Source organism: Arenibacter amylolyticus, from assembly GCF_002150785.1.
GTDB lineage: Bacteria > Bacteroidota > Bacteroidia > Flavobacteriales > Flavobacteriaceae > Arenibacter > Arenibacter amylolyticus.
Window position 1 is genome coordinate 71,811 of the sequence record NZ_MTAZ01000034.1, and the last position, 16,144, is coordinate 87,954.

Below are 16,144 nucleotides of genomic sequence, written 5' to 3' on the forward strand. Positions count from 1 at the left end.
ATAATGCTCCCTTTAACTGATTTACCTGCATTTAAACAGATTATTAGACCCAAGTATGGTGAAAGACCCTATAACGGTGGAGGAGTTAAGGATATTGTCGATTTTTTAGGTATTAAACCTTCCATATCCAGTTTTGTTGTGAAACCGTATATTTGTGTGGTGAACTATCAATCCTAATGTGAAAAATCTTTAATGCTTCCCATATTTTAAGTGGATAGTGCAAAACAAAACTTGGTGGAGGATGGTCTTCCAATAGAGTATCCTAGTATGATATTGGAAGCACTAGGTACCCACTTAATTACTTTACTGACGCGATTTTGATCAGTTTATAAAATTAGATGCTATTTAGTGTATGCCATAATGTACATAGCCACTACAGGGCTGCGGGGGGAGAACGATAAGGTAACGGAGATTTGCATCCTAAATCACGACGGGTCCAACATCACTGATCGATTTTATACCTTGGTAAATCCTGAAATTCCCTTGGATGATGGCCTGTTAAAAGAGTCTGCTCTTAGGGTGGATAGGTTATCGGCGGCTCCAAAGTTTTATGAAATAGCCAAGAAGGTGATGGAGTTCACAAAGGATCGGGTGTTGATTTCCCACTTTGTGAATTTTCATTACCAAGGATTAAAGAAGGAGTATATAGCCCTGGGAGGGGCGTATAAACGCCCAAAAATATGCACGGCAAGATTATCCAGAAAATTGATTCCCGGTCAACAAAGTTATAGCTTGGGAGCTATGTGCACCCATTTGGGGATAATGTTTCAAGGGGGGATAAATGCACAGGAGGGTGCAGAGGCCACCCTATTACTGTTGGAAAAATTATGGGAGTTGGATACAGTGGGAGCATTCCACCACTTATTAAGCGCACGCTCTTTAAGGATTCCGGAACCTCCCTTATGGCCAAAAACGGCAGTTAGCAAATTACCCAATTCCACTGGGGTGTATTATTTTAAAAATTCTGAGGGGGTCATTATTTACGTTGGCAAGGCCAAGGATATAAAACAACGTGTATTAAGCCATCGGTATAGTAGGGACCATAAGGAAATGCGACTTTGTTTTGAAACTACGGAAATAACCTATACCATTACCGGAAGTGAGTTGTTGGCCCTGTTGTTAGAGTCGGACGAAATTAAAAAACACACTCCAAAATACAATCGCGCGCAAAAAAGGACTCGGGCTCGATACGGTATCGGAACCTATATCGATAAAAATGGGATAGTGAACCTTACTTTTGGGCAATTGACCAATTTGGAAACCCCCATTTTACATTATTACACCGCATCTGCCTGTAGGGATTTCTTGGAAGAGCTCTGTAAAACGCACCAACTTTGTTTAAAGTATTGCGACCTACAAAAGGTAAAAGGTCCTTGTTTTCAATTCCACCTAAAGAGTTGCAAAGGAATATGTACCAAGAGGGAATCGGTAGAAGCTTACAACGACAGGGTAGAAAAAGTTTTGGAGGAGATTGTGGCGCCCAAAAACACCTATGTTATTAAAGGAAAGGGAAGGGTAAAGGACGAAACCTCCTTTGTTTTGGTAGAAGAGGGGATATATAAAGGTTTTGGGTACCTACCATTCAATAAAGAGACGCATCAATTGGAGGGGTACACCTCCTACCTAGTCGCTATGGAAGATAATTTGGATGTGCAAAGGATTATAAAGAGCTATTTGAGGCAGGGGAAAAATAAAAGTAGTATTCTTAAATTCGGCGAATTGTGTGCTTCCAGAGCTAGATAACTCCACCGGCTACTTTATTCGCAGATAGACAGCATTGTAACCTTTGGGATCCCTAACCATCCAATAGGAAATAAACCGAAAGTAACTATGGGCTTTAAATTTCCGTATAGGGTGAAACTATTGGGTAAAAAATACCTAAACCACAATGTAGTGCAATTTAGAATAGAAAAACCGTATGGCTACACCCATAGCCCAGGGCAGGCACTAGAACTGAGTATTGCCAAACCGGGATACGAATTGGCCGTTGCCCCGTTTACCATAAGCAATTTAAATACGGACGGGTATTTGGAATTGACCATAAAGATACATCCCCATAAAAAGAGTCTTACTTATGGCATGGCAACTTTGGAAAGTGGAGATTTCCTTCAAATTACCGATCCTTGGGATTCCTATAATTATAAAGGTCCGGGAATGTTTATTGCTGCTGGTACGGGGATAACTCCCTTTTTACCCATCTTGGAAAGTTTAGAAGCGCAAGGGGACAGAGTAGATGAACAACATAGTTTACTTTATGCCAATAAAACGCCAGAGGACATTTTGTATCCTAACAAACTTCAGCAGCGTTTGGGAAAGAAATGCGTTCATGTGCTAAGCAGATCTAGGACTAGAAACACCTTATTCGGCAGAATCCATTACGGCCTTTTAGAGTCGCTAATCCACGATGTTCAGCAGTATTTTTATGTCTGCGGCCCAAAACTGTTTGAAAAGGATATTTCAAAAAGCCTCTTAGCGATGGGCGTTGGAAAACGGTATATACAGACTGGAAATAAGTTTTAAACCTCTCTAAATGCTAAGCATTAGATGATGAATGGGTACCCCTATTCTCCTTGTCATATTTATGATATGGTCTAGGGTTGAATTTTTGAAGTCTACCTTGTATGTTTCTTCGCCAAAGCAATACTAACAATCACTTAAAAACACCCCTACTGCGAGTCCGCCTGTGGAGGTTTCCTTGTATTTGGTGCTCATATCCTTGGCGGTTTCCCACATGGTATTTACCACCATATCTAGTGGCACCTTGGCATTTGCGGGATCTGTATCTAGTGCCAATTCTGCAGCGTTAATGGCTTTAATAGCTCCCATGGCGTTACGTTCTATACAAGGGATTTGCACCAATCCACCAATGGGATCACAGGTAAGACCCAGATGATGTTCCATAGCTATTTCTGCTGCCATTAGTACTTGCTCTGGACTCCCACCTAGTAATTCGGTAAGAGCTGCCGCTGCCATAGCGGAGGAGACCCCAATTTCTGCCTGACAACCTCCCATGGCTGCAGAGATAGTGGCCCCTTTCTTAAAAATGCTGCCTACTTCGCCGGCAACTAGCAAGAACTGTTTTATATGGTTAAAATTAGCTTGATGATTTTCTATCACCATATAGTACATGAGTACCGCAGGGATTACCCCAGCACTCCCATTGGTGGGAGCGGTTACCACCCTACCCAAGGAGGCGTTTACCTCGTTTACACTGAGGGCAAAACAACTAACCCAAGTAAATATGGAGCGGAACCGCACCTTGGTCTTTCGTATGGTCTCTATCCATTCTTCTGGAGTGGAGTAGGGCAGGTCTCCTTTTAGTTTTTTATGCGAATCATAGGCCCTTCGCCTTACATTAAGACCACCTGGTAAATGTCCTTCGGTATGGCACCCTATGTACATGGAAGATAACATGGTATCCCAAATATGCTGTAGACCCTTATCTATTTCTGCATCGCTACGTAGGGAACGCTCGTTCTCCAGCACTATTTCCGAGATGGTTTTATTCTCTTCTTTGCAGGTAGCCAGTAGTTCTGCGCCATTTTTTATAGGATGAGGAAAGGTCTTAAAGACTTCTTTTTTTCGTTTGGAGTTAGCCATTTCTTCCTTGACCACAAATCCTCCTCCAATGGAATAATAGGTTTCCTTTATTTTTTTTCCATTCGCTAGCGTCGCAATAAAGATCATCCCATTGGCATGAAAGGGTAAAAACTCCCTTACAAATACGATGTCTGTAGCTGGGTTAAAGGGAACCTCCAAGGATTGGTTTAAGTTAAGCACTTTTTGCTCCTTAATCCCTTGGATAATTCCGTCAATGCTTTCAATGGCTACCGTAACAGGATCGGCACCTGTTAATCCCATCATTATGGCAATGTCTGTGGCGTGACCTTTCCCAGTTAGGGCTAAGGATCCATAGGCTTCTACCCTTAATTCTCGTACGGATTTAAAAACCTTTTTTTTCTGTAGTACCTTTATAAATTGCTCTGCGGCGCGCCAAGGGCCTAAAGTATGGGAACTAGATGGTCCGACCCCAATTTTGAGCATATCAAAAACACTAATGCATTCCATTTTGTAAGCTAGTTTTAAGGGTAAAGATAGGATTATATAATGAGTTAATATAGCAATGAATTAATGTAACAATGAGTTAATGTAGCAATGAATTAATGTAGCAATGAAGCAATGAATCAATTTGCTAATTTGAAGATTTGGAAATGGGCTGATGTAGAAATGTGCTAATTATCTAATGTAGCAATGAGTCAATGTAGCAATTAATCAATATAGCAATGTAGCAATGAATCAATTTGCAAGTTTGAAGATTTGGAAATGAAAGAATAGTCTAATCTAACAATGCAATTTAACTTTCATCACTATTAGGGCGCAACCAAGGTAAAGGACGTGTAATCATGGTTTGGCTAAAGCCGCTTTACTGATTCGTAATAAACCCCGAGATAAACCTTGGGGCTATACAGTTCTTGTTATTGGAAGGCGTTGCACGATCTTTTAAGTGGTCAACCTATATCAGGGACGTACACCATTGTTAATTGCTAATTGATCATTGTTTATTGAAATAAAATGCACCATAGTTTATTGCTAATTGTTTATTGATCACTGTAAAACTGCCCACTGCTCACTTCCCACTGGCCTCTGCCTACTGCTATTTCCCCGCATTAGTGATTGCAATGTATAGCTCCCCCAAACCAACCTCTTGGGCGGTTAGGGGGACTAGCAATGGAAAGCACGACCCTTTGGCTTATTTTATGCCAAAGGGGAATGCCCAAATACCTAAGATTGTCTTCATATAGGCTAGTAATTGTATGCTTAGCTGACACCTTGTCATATTTATTTGTCATGGCACAATCATTGACTTAATACCCGCGAGTACTAAAAAGAATTTTCAACATAGTAAATACATAAACATGAGTAAAATTATTGGAATAGATTTAGGAACAACAAACTCTTGTGTTTCCGTAATGGAAGGGAATGAGCCTGTTGTGATCCCAAATGCAGAAGGTAAGAGAACTACTCCATCTGTCATTGCTTTTGTAGAAGGTGGCGAGATTAAGGTTGGTGATCCTGCAAAAAGACAGGCAGTTACCAATCCGGCCAAGACCATTTACTCTATTAAACGTTTTATGGGGAACAAATATTCGGAGTCTAGCAAGGAAGCCGATAGAGTGCCTTATAAGGTAGTAAAAGGGGATAACGACACCCCAAGAGTAGATATTGATGGACGTTTGTATTCTCCACAAGAATTATCAGCTATGATTCTTCAGAAAATGAAGAAAACCGCTGAGGATTACTTGGGACAGGATGTATCTAGAGCAGTAATTACGGTTCCTGCTTACTTTAACGATGCACAGAGACAGGCTACTAAGGAAGCTGGTGAGATTGCCGGCCTAACTGTAGAGCGTATTATTAACGAACCAACTGCTGCCTCTTTGGCTTACGGGTTGGACAAGAAAGATACTGATCAGAAGATCGTAGTATTCGATTTTGGTGGTGGTACACATGACGTGTCCATCCTAGAATTGGGTGACGGTGTTTTTGAAGTGTTATCTACTGAGGGGGATACCCACTTAGGAGGTGACGACGTTGACCAAAAGGTAATTGATTGGTTGGCCGATGAGTTTAACAAGGAAGAGGGTATCGACCTACGTAAAGATGCTATGGCATTACAACGTTTAAGGGAAGCTGCAGAAAAGGCGAAAATTGAATTGTCTTCTACTTCCCAGACCGAAATTAACCTTCCATACATTACGGCTACCGCTTCTGGACCTAAGCACTTGGTACGAACCTTAACCAAGTCTAAGTTTGAGCAATTAATAGACGATTTAGTAAAAAGAACCATCGCTCCTTGTGAGTCGGCCTTAAAAGCTGCTGGTTTAACTAAAAGCGATATCGATGAGGTAATTTTAGTAGGAGGTTCTACTAGGATTCCTGCGGTTCAGGACGCTGTTGAGAAGTTCTTCGGTAAAAAGCCATCCAAAGGGGTGAACCCAGATGAGGTAGTTGCCGTTGGAGCCGCTATTCAAGGTGGAGTTCTTACTGGAGATGTAAAAGACGTATTGTTATTAGACGTTACACCATTGTCCTTGGGTATTGAAACCATGGGAGGGGTAATGACCAAGTTGATCGATGCTAACACGACGATCCCGACTAAGAAATCACAGATTTTCTCTACTGCAGCGGATAATCAGCCTTCTGTTGAGATTCACGTATTGCAAGGAGAGCGTCCTATGGCAGCGGACAACAAAACAATTGGACGTTTCCACTTAGATGGTATTCCACCAGCACAAAGGGGTACGCCACAGATTGAGGTTACTTTTGATATAGATGCCAACGGTATTATTAAGGTGTCTGCTACAGATAAAGCAACCAATAAGAGTCAGGATATTAGAATTGAAGCTTCATCCGGATTAACCGAAGAGGAAATTAAAAAGATGAAGGCAGAGGCCGAAGCAAATGCGGAAGCCGATAAGAAAGCTAAGGAAACTGTAGATAAGTTGAACGAGGCAGACGGTATGATCTTCCAGACCGAGAAGCAGTTGAAGGAATTTGGAGACAAATTGTCCGACGATAAGAAAAAGCCGATCGAAGAAGCTTTGGAAGAGCTAAAGAAAGCCTATGAGTCTAAAGACTTGGCGGTAATTACTCCTGCTTTGGATAAGATTAACGAAGCTTGGAAACAAGCTTCCGAAGAGATGTACAAAGCACAGGCTGAAGGTCAGCAAGGAGCACCAGCAGGAGCTGGAGCGGATGCTGCTTCAAGCAACGGAGAGTCTTCCGATACCGATAACGTTGAGGATGTAGATTTTGAAGAAGTGAAGTAATTTATTTCTCCTAATATAGTACAAACCCCCATTGAGCAATTGATGGGGGTTTTGCTTTTTTGGCCTTAGCTTCTTTGCTCCCAAATCAAAGCTATTGGAATTGTTTTTACTCAATCCTTCTAAACTGGTAATAGTAGTCTGCAAGCACCTTTAAAGTTGGCCTGTTGCCAATTAGTTTCCAGGTTTAAGGCTGCTGGTTGCTTAATGTATAGAGGCTTTTCCCTTTTGGAGATTCTACCAAAGATTTTAGCAGGGTTTCTAGCAGTGAAAAGTGGCCGGAATGTACCACATCTTAGGTTTATTTTTCGTGGAATTGAGTGCAAGTCCATCTATATATAGATAAGCACCAGGGGTTCATATATTTTAAGGGATGTGGTTGCTGTGTTTTCCTTTATAAAATCAGTTTGTCTCGGAGGTATTAATATAGCTCATTATCCTTGTCTTAGTGAGGTTTCTTTTGCCTAATATAATTTGCGATGATCTCCGCAATTAATTCCCTTCCATGGTCGTTCCAATGCATATCATAAATTAGATTGGTAGGTTTTTTAGATTTCTTGAAACTTTCTGAAAAATCGATATACTTAATTTGATTTTGATCACAAAATTCCAAAAAGATATTACTTGTTTTTCTGGCGTCCAGCAAAAGAGTAGTTTTGCTTTTATCAAAGCCATAAAGCTTTATAAGGTTTTGGAAATTGGCGATATATCTTTTATCCCTTTCTAATTTCTCGGCCTCAGTTTCTTCCTGTATTTCGTTAGATTGATAAGCGGTAATATCCGTTTTAAAGGGATTTTTACCTGTAGCAAGCTTTTTAAAGGGTTCCAATACGCCAATCTTTGATCCATAGGACAACAATTTAATCTGATCCCGAATTTTGAATATGGTGGAAGATAACATCTGTATTCTTTCGGTATTTGGAGTATAGCTGTCCCGCTCCAAATCATTTTCATAATTTAAGTATAGAATAATTTCGTCTATTAAATTAAAGGTATCCTGATAGGCATATACCAAATGCATCTGATTGGCAAAATCATACCCTGCATACCCGTATTGGTATACCTCAATACCTGCTATTTTTTCTTCAATTTTTTTGCCTATGGAGTTTTGGAAATCTTGGTGGAAACCTTCAATATAGGAGTCTCCAACAATCGCTATTTCGTATTTGGTAGCACTAGGATTAAACTCCCGGTGCGAATTAAATCCCGATTTATTAATATTGAATTCAGAGAAATTTTGTTTCCTATTCCCCGTTACTGCGTAGCCATTATGGTGTGGCACTCTTTTTTCAACGCCATGGTCGTCAATAAATCTAGGTGGATCTACAGTGTAAAGATGGAATGCCCGTACTGCTAGTTCTAACATCAGCAGAATTAATAAAATATACAGCGCAGTAGTACCAATGAATTTTTTCATGATTTTTCTTAGAATTGAAAATAGATGAAAGATCGGTTCACATTATCATCATAAAATAATAGCATGCCCAGGATCATGGCGCTATAGACAAAAAAGCGTACCCCCTTGGATTTAAACTTAAAAGGATTTCTTTCGTCTTTCCTAATTAGGTATTCATAAAGGGTAAACAAGGCCAATAAGATATAGAAGTCGGTCATTCTATATCCCATGGGATGGGTATAGGCAGAATAACTGAAATTGCTATATATTCTGTCGATATAATTAAAGGAATCGGTTAAAGAAGGGGATCTAAAAAAGATTCTGGAAAAGGTAACCAAGACAAAGGTCCAGAATACCATAAGCAATTCTTTTAGAGATGGTAGTAAGGTATTTTGCCCAATAACGTTATCGGCATAAATTCTATTTCTACCCATTAAAAATACGGGTATATAGAATAGGGCATGGAGTCCGCCCCAGAAAATAAAAGTCCAATTGGCCCCATGCCAAAATCCGCTGACTAAAAAAATAACACAAATATTCCTGACAGATTTAAGCTTGCTTACCTTAGAACCTCCCATAGGGATATAAAGGTAATGTCTAAACCAGGTTGATAGGGATACATGCCATCTTTGCCAATATTCTGCTACATTTCTAGAGAAATTGGGAAACTTAAAGTTGGACATTAATTCTATTCCAAAAAGTTTTGCTGTCCCAATGGCAATGTCCGAATACCCACTGAAATCTCCATACACCTGAAAACTAAAAAGACAGACCCCTAAAATAAGTGTGGAAGCGGTATGCTCTGTGTAGTTGTTAAAAATATCGTCCACAATGGGCGCAATGGAGTCGGCAATCACTAATTTTTTAAAGAATCCCCATAGAATTAATTTAACTCCGCTAACTGCCCTCCCATAATTGAACTTTCTTTCGGTGGTAATTTGAGACAATAAATTGGAGGCCCTTTCTATGGGGCCGGCTACCAATTGCGGGAAAAACGCAACAAAGGTGGCAAAGGAAATTAAATCCTTGGTGGGGCTAATTTTTTTATAGTAGACATCAAAAGAATAGGACATGGTTTGGAAGGTGTAGAACGAAATTCCCACCGGTAACAAAACACTCAGTATCCAAGGGCTCTTTACATCGTATCCTATACTGGCAAGAAGGTCGATGTACGAGTCTATAAAGAAGTTGTAATATTTAAAGAAGCCCAAAAGTGCCAAATTAAAGAGGACACTAAATGAAAGCCAATATTTACTTTTTTTGGGGGAATCCCTATGTTTAAAGATTTGCTGGCCGATAATAAAATCTACCAACGTACTCAAAATAATTAAAAATAGAAATCGCCAATCCCACCAACCGTAAAAGATATAACTACTGATGATGATCAGTATATTTTGGTGCTTAATGTTTTTGTTGAAAACAAACCAGTACAAAATAAATACTGTGGGCAGAAATAAGAGAAATTCTAGGGAATTAAATAACATAAACGTCCAACAGGATTAGGGCTTATTAAAAGAAATACCTCGTTCTAAATCTAATTGCCACACACAGGGCAGAAACGATATTCTTCATTTACTTTTTTATGGAGTAAAATTAAAATTTATGAGCGATAATAATCACCAATTTGTAATGGTGAATGTACAACTTACTACAATTATACCTTAAAAGATTCTATGGTAGACTTGGTTTTGTCGTTGAATTGCAGATGAGGCCTTATTGACTGCAATGAGGGATATAGCTCTTATTTTTGAAAATGTTTGTTACCTAATATTTTCGGTTTTTGCACATTTTCAATTGTTCGATGGGGAAATTTTTACACTTGTTTCATTGCCCTGTATGATATAGGCATTTTCTTTATCCAATCTATAAATTTCTATTTGTGAAATATGCGTAATGGTGGAATATAGAAAATCGTAAATATATTTATTTAGAAAGGCGAATTCTTCCGTGTTGGGATCTATTTTTATACAGTTTTTGGTAGATGGGGGTGTTGGTAATTCCTCAACTTGATAATCGATGGATTCGAAGTTGGTGTTTCTTTTACCAGATAGCTTACCTTTTAGTTTGTAATAAAGGATATGAATGTTTTTGGATTTTAGATATAGTTTGAGTCGCCCTAAATAGGCTTCCTTTAAACTCCAACCTACTCCAAAAACTGAATCTTTACGATAATGGATATGATGCTCAAAATTATATATTTGATTGCTCCAGCGACGCTTATAATCTAAATCGCCCCTGCCCATTTCAAATACCAAATGGTCATTCTCTATGCACCATGCTATTTGCTTGAAAATTTCGACATGCCCAAGACCAAATTTTGAATAATCAATGTCATAGGATGAAATAGCGCTAAAAAGTATACCGTGATAATGAAAATTCAGGGAAATCTCTATGGGTTTTTTACCATCATAAATCACAAACAAGGAGGCTCTATTCTTCAAGATTAGATGGTAAGCAATTTTTCTTATGTGTTCCCATTTAGAATCACTTTCATTCTTTGCATTTAGCTGGCGGAACCTTTTTTGCAACATATCTGCCAAGGAATCCATTATGAAATTATAGGTTTTCTTCTCTATTTCCCCATAGTACATTTTATATTCGATGTTGAAACAAGATTCCAACCGCTTCACATACCTGTGGATAGTTTTTGAATTGGATCTGAATTGATTTTTCACATAACTTTCAACCTTTGAATAGCCATCCAAATTTGCAGAGTACCCTTTTACTTGGGGTATTATTTTGGAATGAAAAAGAGTGTTGTTGGTTAACGGAAAAGTCAAATAATCTGGAACAAATTTCACGGAATAAACTGGTAATTCAGGGGTGCTGGCTGTTTGGGAATTACATGTTATTAGGGTGCTGGCAAATTGCACACCTCTGTAAATATCCGGGATACCATTTTCTTTTTCGAATAAATCTGCAAATAAATCGATTCTCTTTACCCTCATACCTTATATTTTAATAAATAGAATTGTTAAGCAAAAAACGGTTTCAATATTTTCTAGAGGTCCCATTAAAAAAGAAAAGGATATGAATATACAATTCCGTACCATGGTTTATTCATTAGAAGTAGTTGTTTTTGGTAGTGTTAGGATTCTTTCCAATTGAAATTGGCCAATTTTTTAGCCCTAGTTATATACAGGATTTTGTTCATCTGGAATTTTTTACCAATAATTTCCTTATCTCTTAAATATTGTCTTAATCTATATTTAAATATCAATAAGGTAGCCTTAGCTCTCGAAATAAGGGATTTAGGGTTGTAAAAAAGGTGGTGACTATAACGGTAAATATGATTACACCATTTAATCTTGTAATCTGTATGGCCCATACCAAGATCAAAAATGATGAAGTCATTTTTTTTACACCATTCTATATGCTTTAGCATGCTAATATCGCCCATGTTGTAATGGGAGTAGTTTATGTCATAGGTTTGAATATAGCTGGAAACAATGTTGTGCAAATGAAAATTTAGGGTAATAGTGATTGGCTTTTCTCCATCATAAATTACAAATAAAGAGGCTTTTTTTTCCAGAATCATGGGATGGACTAGTTCAAAATAATACTTCCAACTTAGTAAGTTGTTGTTATACATTCTTTTTTCCAAAAATCGCTGTTCCAGCATATTATAAAACTCTGTAAAAAGAAAATCGTAATGAGTTCTTGAAATATCTCCGTAATGAAAGGTATACGAAATCTTATGACTTCCTTCCAATTTACGTTGTTTTGCATAGAGATTCTTTATATTTCTTTTACTTAGTTGTTGCTCTAAATAGGTTTTGCTGTCATTAATACCTTTTAAATTCACCAGAAAACCTTGGTACTGGGATATTCTTGTACACTTTAGTGGTGTTTTTCCAAAGTCTAGTTCCAAGTTTAAATAATCAGGAACGTTGGTCACCCTATATACGCTATTTTTTATTTTATTGGTATCCTTGGATTTAGGCAGTTTTACAACGCTATTGTTGTCTAGGTTGTTAACTATTTTCTCAGAATAAAATGGCGGAACACGGTTTTCTATAAAGGTGTAGAACATTAGACCTAATTTGGAAGCAACTTGCTCCCGTAGAATTGTTTTTGTTCCCATGCTAGTTTCCATTTGATTTTTAAGGGGTTTATCCTGCAATAGCTTAATTATTATATACGGTTTGTTGGGTAAAGGGTAGGTGGTGATTATGTATTGGTATTTTTTAAAGGAATGTAAGAGAGGTTATTAAAGCTGATTTCAATTGTGAACACTCCGCAGGTAGGTTTTAGTTTAGTGCTAGGAGTTTTGGAACGTATAGGATGTCCCTTAATTGGATGAACTCCGTATAATTTGAAATTTATCTGTGGTTTCACAATATTGTCTTTCTTCTTGAATATAATAAAGCCATCATCCCCCTGTGGCTATTAAGGTAAATAGATCTGTTGTGAAGGTATAAATATTCGAAGATTGTTCTCTTAATTACTCGATGATAGACACTAAAAAGGTGTTCTTTTTCAATTAAAATGAGGGGCCTTGTATGATAGGGATAGAGAAATATTCCCATCACCCTACTAGTTGTTTCCAAAGCAAATCCATAATTATGGTAGACTTCATATAATCCTTACCTAGTTTTTAGTTGGAGGCTTCTTTTTAATAAAGAAACCATGTTATATAGGATTTTTGCATTGAGAATAAACGTGGGTGAAAATGCCGATTCTAGGGGAGTAGAAAGTTATCATGAAAGGGAATCGGATCGTTGAATACAATGCCATAAAATTAAAATGGAGGGGAAGGTGGCAGCATATTTAGAGGGGCCGGCTTTAAAAAAGGTGCTTATTATACGAATGTGATATTAATATTTCCGAGTAAGAATTTAAATGTTAATTAAATAGCAGTTATATTAATAATATTGTTTCATTTTAATTAAATTTATCCATAATACTAAAACAGAATTAGTTAAATATTCGACTGGATGGTAATACTTGGGCTTAATTATTATTTTCACGATTCTACTGCATGTATTGTGATAGATGGCAAAATGGTTGCTGCTATAGAGGAAGAAAGGTTAAATCGTGATAAACACACCACGGCTTTCCCTTTGCTTGCTATTGAAAAATGCTTGGAACTGGCCAATTTATCATTTCAGGATATAGATCATATCGCCGTTTCTATTAAGCCTACCACCAATTGGTCTAGGAAAGTGGTGCATTTAATGGGGCATGCATCTAGTTTTATGCCGTTTTTTGGACATCATGTGGTAAATGCCTATGCAAAACAACGTCGTTTTTGGATTTGGTACAATAATGTATTTAGGAATGGGACCAAATCGCCCAAAGTTCATTTTATAGAACATCATTTGACACACGTTGCAGGGTCATTTTTTGTGTCACCTTACAAGGAGGCAGCCCTACTGGGTATAGATGGATCTGGAGAATGGGCCACATCCTGGTTGGGTTATGGAAACGGTAATAAAGTAGCATGTTTTACCCAGAGCTATTTTCCACATTCCTTAGGCTCATTCTATGAAGCGGTTACTGAGTTTTGTGGATTTATACCAAATTATGATGAAGGGAAAACCATGGGCTTGGCACCAATGGGAAATTCCGAAACTTATATTGAGGAAGCTAGAAAGTTGGTAGCCGTTGATAGTACCGGTCAAATAAAAGTAGATCTAAGTTATTTTAACTTCCAGAATATTGTAGGTAAACGATGTTCTAAAAAGTTCTATGCTACTTTTGGGGAACCTAGGGAAAAGGGGGGAGAGATAGAACAACATCACATGGATGTGGCTGCTGCCTTTCAAAAGGTTTTGGAAGAGAGAGTGCTGGAAATTTGTGAGATCCTCTATCAGAAAACAAAGGCCGACTACCTGGTGATCTCTGGTGGTGTGTCTTTAAATAGTGTCATGAATGGTCGCATTGTAAGGGAAAGTAATTTTAAGGACGTATATGTTATGCCTGCTGCGGGGGATAATGGAACAGCAATTGGTGCTGCCTATTACTTATACAACGGTATTTTGGGGAAACCTAGGGACTTTGTTCATGACAATCCATATGTAGGTACCAGTTATAGCAATGATGAAATTGAGCAAGCCATAAAGGGGGCTAAGCTCCCATATGAGTATCATGAAGATATTTGTGAAGTAGCAGCTACTTTATTAGAGAAGGGTAAAATATTGGGATGGTTTCAGGGCCCTATGGAAATAGGTCCAAGAGCCTTGGGTAGTAGGAGCATCTTGGCTAATCCTGCTTATCCGGATATGAAGGATAAAATAAATTCGGAGGTCAAATTTAGGGAGGCCTACAGACCGTTTGCCCCCTCTGCCATTATAGAAGCTAAAAATGATTTTTTTGACTTGGATGTGGAAGATCCATTTATGTTAAAAGTTTGTAATGTGCTCAAGGACAAACAAAATGTAATCCCGGCCGTTACCCATGTTGATGGGAGTGCTAGATTGCAGACCGTTAGGAAAGAACTGCATCCTCGATATTATGATGTAATCAAAAAGTTAGGAAATAAAACAGGGGTGCCAGTTGTTCTTAATACAAGTTTTAATATACAGGGAGAGCCCGTAGTTGAATCCCCCAAAGATGCCTTGAGATGCTTTTACTCTACTGGTTTAGACTACTTGGTTATTGGGAACTATGTATTGAAAAAATAAAAAGATCACTGTCTGGTATAATGTCTTTTTCTGCTTTTTCCGTGCTTGGTATTGTACTATAAGATGGAAAGAAGTACGCGCTCCTTTTTGCCTATAAAAATAAAACTGTTATTGGTATGCTGTTTAATGGTTAAATCCTTTTCAGCTTCGCTGTTGAGGTATAGGAACTCGAATATCATAGTGCGTAGTTGATTCCATTCGCTGCTATCTTTTGTGACTTCCTTATAATTTTCCAATACCAATCCTTCCTCCATGGGTGAGAAAGTAAACTTGGTTTTTTCATCTTTTACAGACTTATTGTTCTTTAACAGAAAGCTTAATTTATGGAATTTGGTATTAAGGTCCTTTTCCCTTAAATACTGCTTTAGCTTAAAATAGTTCTTAATATTCCATGCTAAAAGTGTGGATAGGGGGGAAGTGCCATCGTAAAGAAGGTGATATTCAAAATTATAGGCTTTGTTGGTCCACCGCTTTTTGTATTCGTAATATCCCTTGGAGAAATCAAAGACTCCTAAGTTGTTATCCAAGGACCATTCAATCAATTTCATGATATTGATGGATCCAAGATTGAATTTCTCAAAATCGATGTCAAAGACCGTTATTGCATCTATCAGGGCGTTGTTCTGTATATAGTTTAGGGTTACAGCTATGGGGGTTTTTCCGTTATAGACTACAAATAAGGCTGCATCTTTTTCAAGGATCATGGGATAAGAAGCTTCTTTATAGAAGTTCCATTCTTTGGGTTCAAGGTTATTATTGGTTATTTGTTTTTGAAGGAACCTTTTTCGTAACAAGGCTTCAAAATGTTCAAAGACAAAGTAGTACTCTTCTTTCTCTATTTCTCCATGGTACATTTTATAGCGAATATCAAAACAGGTTTCCAACCGTTTTTTATATTTATTTAGCTTATACCTACTGCTTTTGCTAAACGTTTGAAGTAAATAGTCATTATAATCCTTGAAGGGCGCTAGGTCTAATAAAAAACCGGGATACTGGATTGTTTTTTCCCTTTTCAACCGTCCACTTGCTAATCCATCTTTGGTTACTGCCTGTTCAGGAACGTCATAGATAAACAGCACCTTGTTTTTCACCTCCCTGTTTATCTTTTCGTTCTCTAAAGAGTACCACATACCCTTGGTCATATTTCTGCCCACATTGGTGTAAAGAGGCAGAAATGGGTGTTTATAAAAGCTGATGCCCTTTAAAAAGGGGAATGAAGATATTTGCGCCGAGGGCCTAAAGTGTTGAAGCCAGGTGGTAGTGTACGTTTTCGAAGAAAACGGATTGTTGTTCAT

The 16,144-nt window shown here is 38.1% G+C and carries 10 protein-coding genes; 4 read left to right on the forward strand and 6 right to left on the reverse strand.

The genetic code is table 11. The features are described from left to right. Positions 1 to 360 precede the first annotated feature (360 nt). Together BV214_RS12615 and BV214_RS12620 are read left to right on the forward strand one after the other, a co-directional pair. Entirely contained in the window at positions 361 to 1,743 is a 1,383-nt protein-coding gene (locus BV214_RS12615; RefSeq protein ID WP_086477870.1) for a 3'-5' exonuclease, read from the forward strand. An 87-nt stretch (positions 1,744 to 1,830) separates the two neighbouring features. After that, positions 1,831 to 2,520, forward strand: a complete 690-nt coding sequence (locus BV214_RS12620) for a ferredoxin reductase domain-containing protein (RefSeq protein WP_086477871.1) — start codon at positions 1,831 to 1,833, stop codon at positions 2,518 to 2,520. 123 nt (positions 2,521 to 2,643) lie between these two features. On the opposite strand, the gene BV214_RS12625 is transcribed toward BV214_RS12620, so the two are convergent. Further along, positions 2,644 to 4,068 (reverse strand): L-serine ammonia-lyase, encoded by a 1,425-nt coding sequence (locus tag BV214_RS12625; RefSeq protein ID WP_086477872.1) that lies wholly within the window; start codon positions 4,066 to 4,068, stop codon positions 2,644 to 2,646. Between the two features lie 848 nt (positions 4,069 to 4,916). Between BV214_RS12625 and dnaK the strand changes: the two genes are divergently transcribed. After that, the gene (gene dnaK / locus BV214_RS12630) at positions 4,917 to 6,830 is read left to right on the forward strand and encodes a molecular chaperone DnaK (RefSeq protein WP_086477873.1); all 1,914 of its coding nucleotides are present in this window, start codon (positions 4,917 to 4,919) and stop codon (positions 6,828 to 6,830) included. A gap of 442 nt (positions 6,831 to 7,272) precedes the next feature. Here dnaK and BV214_RS12635 read toward each other — a convergent pair whose 3' ends face one another. The 4 genes from BV214_RS12635 to BV214_RS12650 all read right to left on the reverse strand — a co-directional run bounded on the left by BV214_RS12635 (position 7,273) and on the right by BV214_RS12650 (position 12,307). Continuing rightward, positions 7,273 to 8,244, reverse strand: coding sequence for a hypothetical protein (locus tag BV214_RS12635; RefSeq protein WP_086477874.1), 972 nt, complete (start codon positions 8,242 to 8,244; stop codon positions 7,273 to 7,275). 8 nt (positions 8,245 to 8,252) lie between these two features. Beyond that, entirely contained in the window at positions 8,253 to 9,707 is a 1,455-nt protein-coding gene (locus BV214_RS12640; RefSeq protein WP_086477875.1) for an MBOAT family O-acyltransferase, read from the reverse strand. 306 nt (positions 9,708 to 10,013) lie between these two features. Beyond that, a complete protein-coding gene (locus BV214_RS12645) occupies positions 10,014 to 11,171 on the reverse strand; it encodes a GNAT family N-acetyltransferase (RefSeq protein WP_086477876.1) in 1,158 nt (385 codons plus the stop codon). A 140-nt stretch (positions 11,172 to 11,311) separates the two neighbouring features. Next, the gene (locus BV214_RS12650) at positions 11,312 to 12,307 is read right to left on the reverse strand and encodes a GNAT family N-acetyltransferase (protein WP_176328514.1); all 996 of its coding nucleotides are present in this window, start codon (positions 12,305 to 12,307) and stop codon (positions 11,312 to 11,314) included. A gap of 853 nt (positions 12,308 to 13,160) precedes the next feature. Here BV214_RS12650 and BV214_RS12655 point away from each other — a divergent pair. Further along, a complete protein-coding gene (locus BV214_RS12655; RefSeq protein WP_086477878.1) occupies positions 13,161 to 14,849 on the forward strand; it encodes a carbamoyltransferase family protein in 1,689 nt (562 codons plus the stop codon). A gap of 56 nt (positions 14,850 to 14,905) precedes the next feature. Here the strand turns inward: BV214_RS12655 and BV214_RS12660 are convergent, their stop codons facing one another. Further along, entirely contained in the window at positions 14,906 to 16,144 is a 1,239-nt protein-coding gene (locus BV214_RS12660; protein ID WP_086477879.1) for a GNAT family N-acetyltransferase, read from the reverse strand.

What these genes read in the sequence shown, in the direction of transcription:
- BV214_RS12615 (WP_086477870.1), top strand. Translation starts at nt 361, where the DNA reads ATGTACATAGCCACTACAGGGCTGCGGGGGGAGAACGATAAGGTAACG.
- BV214_RS12620 (WP_086477871.1), top strand. Translation starts at nt 1,831, where the DNA reads ATGGGCTTTAAATTTCCGTATAGGGTGAAACTATTGGGTAAAAAATAC.
- BV214_RS12625 (WP_086477872.1), bottom strand. Translation starts at nt 4,068, where the DNA reads ATGGAATGCATTAGTGTTTTTGATATGCTCAAAATTGGGGTCGGACCA.
- dnaK (WP_086477873.1), top strand. Translation starts at nt 4,917, where the DNA reads ATGAGTAAAATTATTGGAATAGATTTAGGAACAACAAACTCTTGTGTT.
- BV214_RS12635 (WP_086477874.1), bottom strand. Translation starts at nt 8,244, where the DNA reads ATGAAAAAATTCATTGGTACTACTGCGCTGTATATTTTATTAATTCTG.
- BV214_RS12640 (WP_086477875.1), bottom strand. Translation starts at nt 9,707, where the DNA reads ATGTTATTTAATTCCCTAGAATTTCTCTTATTTCTGCCCACAGTATTT.
- BV214_RS12645 (WP_086477876.1), bottom strand. Translation starts at nt 11,171, where the DNA reads ATGAGGGTAAAGAGAATCGATTTATTTGCAGATTTATTCGAAAAAGAA.
- BV214_RS12650 (WP_176328514.1), bottom strand. Translation starts at nt 12,307, where the DNA reads ATGGGAACAAAAACAATTCTACGGGAGCAAGTTGCTTCCAAATTAGGT.
- BV214_RS12655 (WP_086477878.1), top strand. Translation starts at nt 13,161, where the DNA reads ATGGTAATACTTGGGCTTAATTATTATTTTCACGATTCTACTGCATGT.
- BV214_RS12660 (WP_086477879.1), bottom strand. Translation starts at nt 16,144, where the DNA reads ATGAACAACAATCCGTTTTCTTCGAAAACGTACACTACCACCTGGCTT.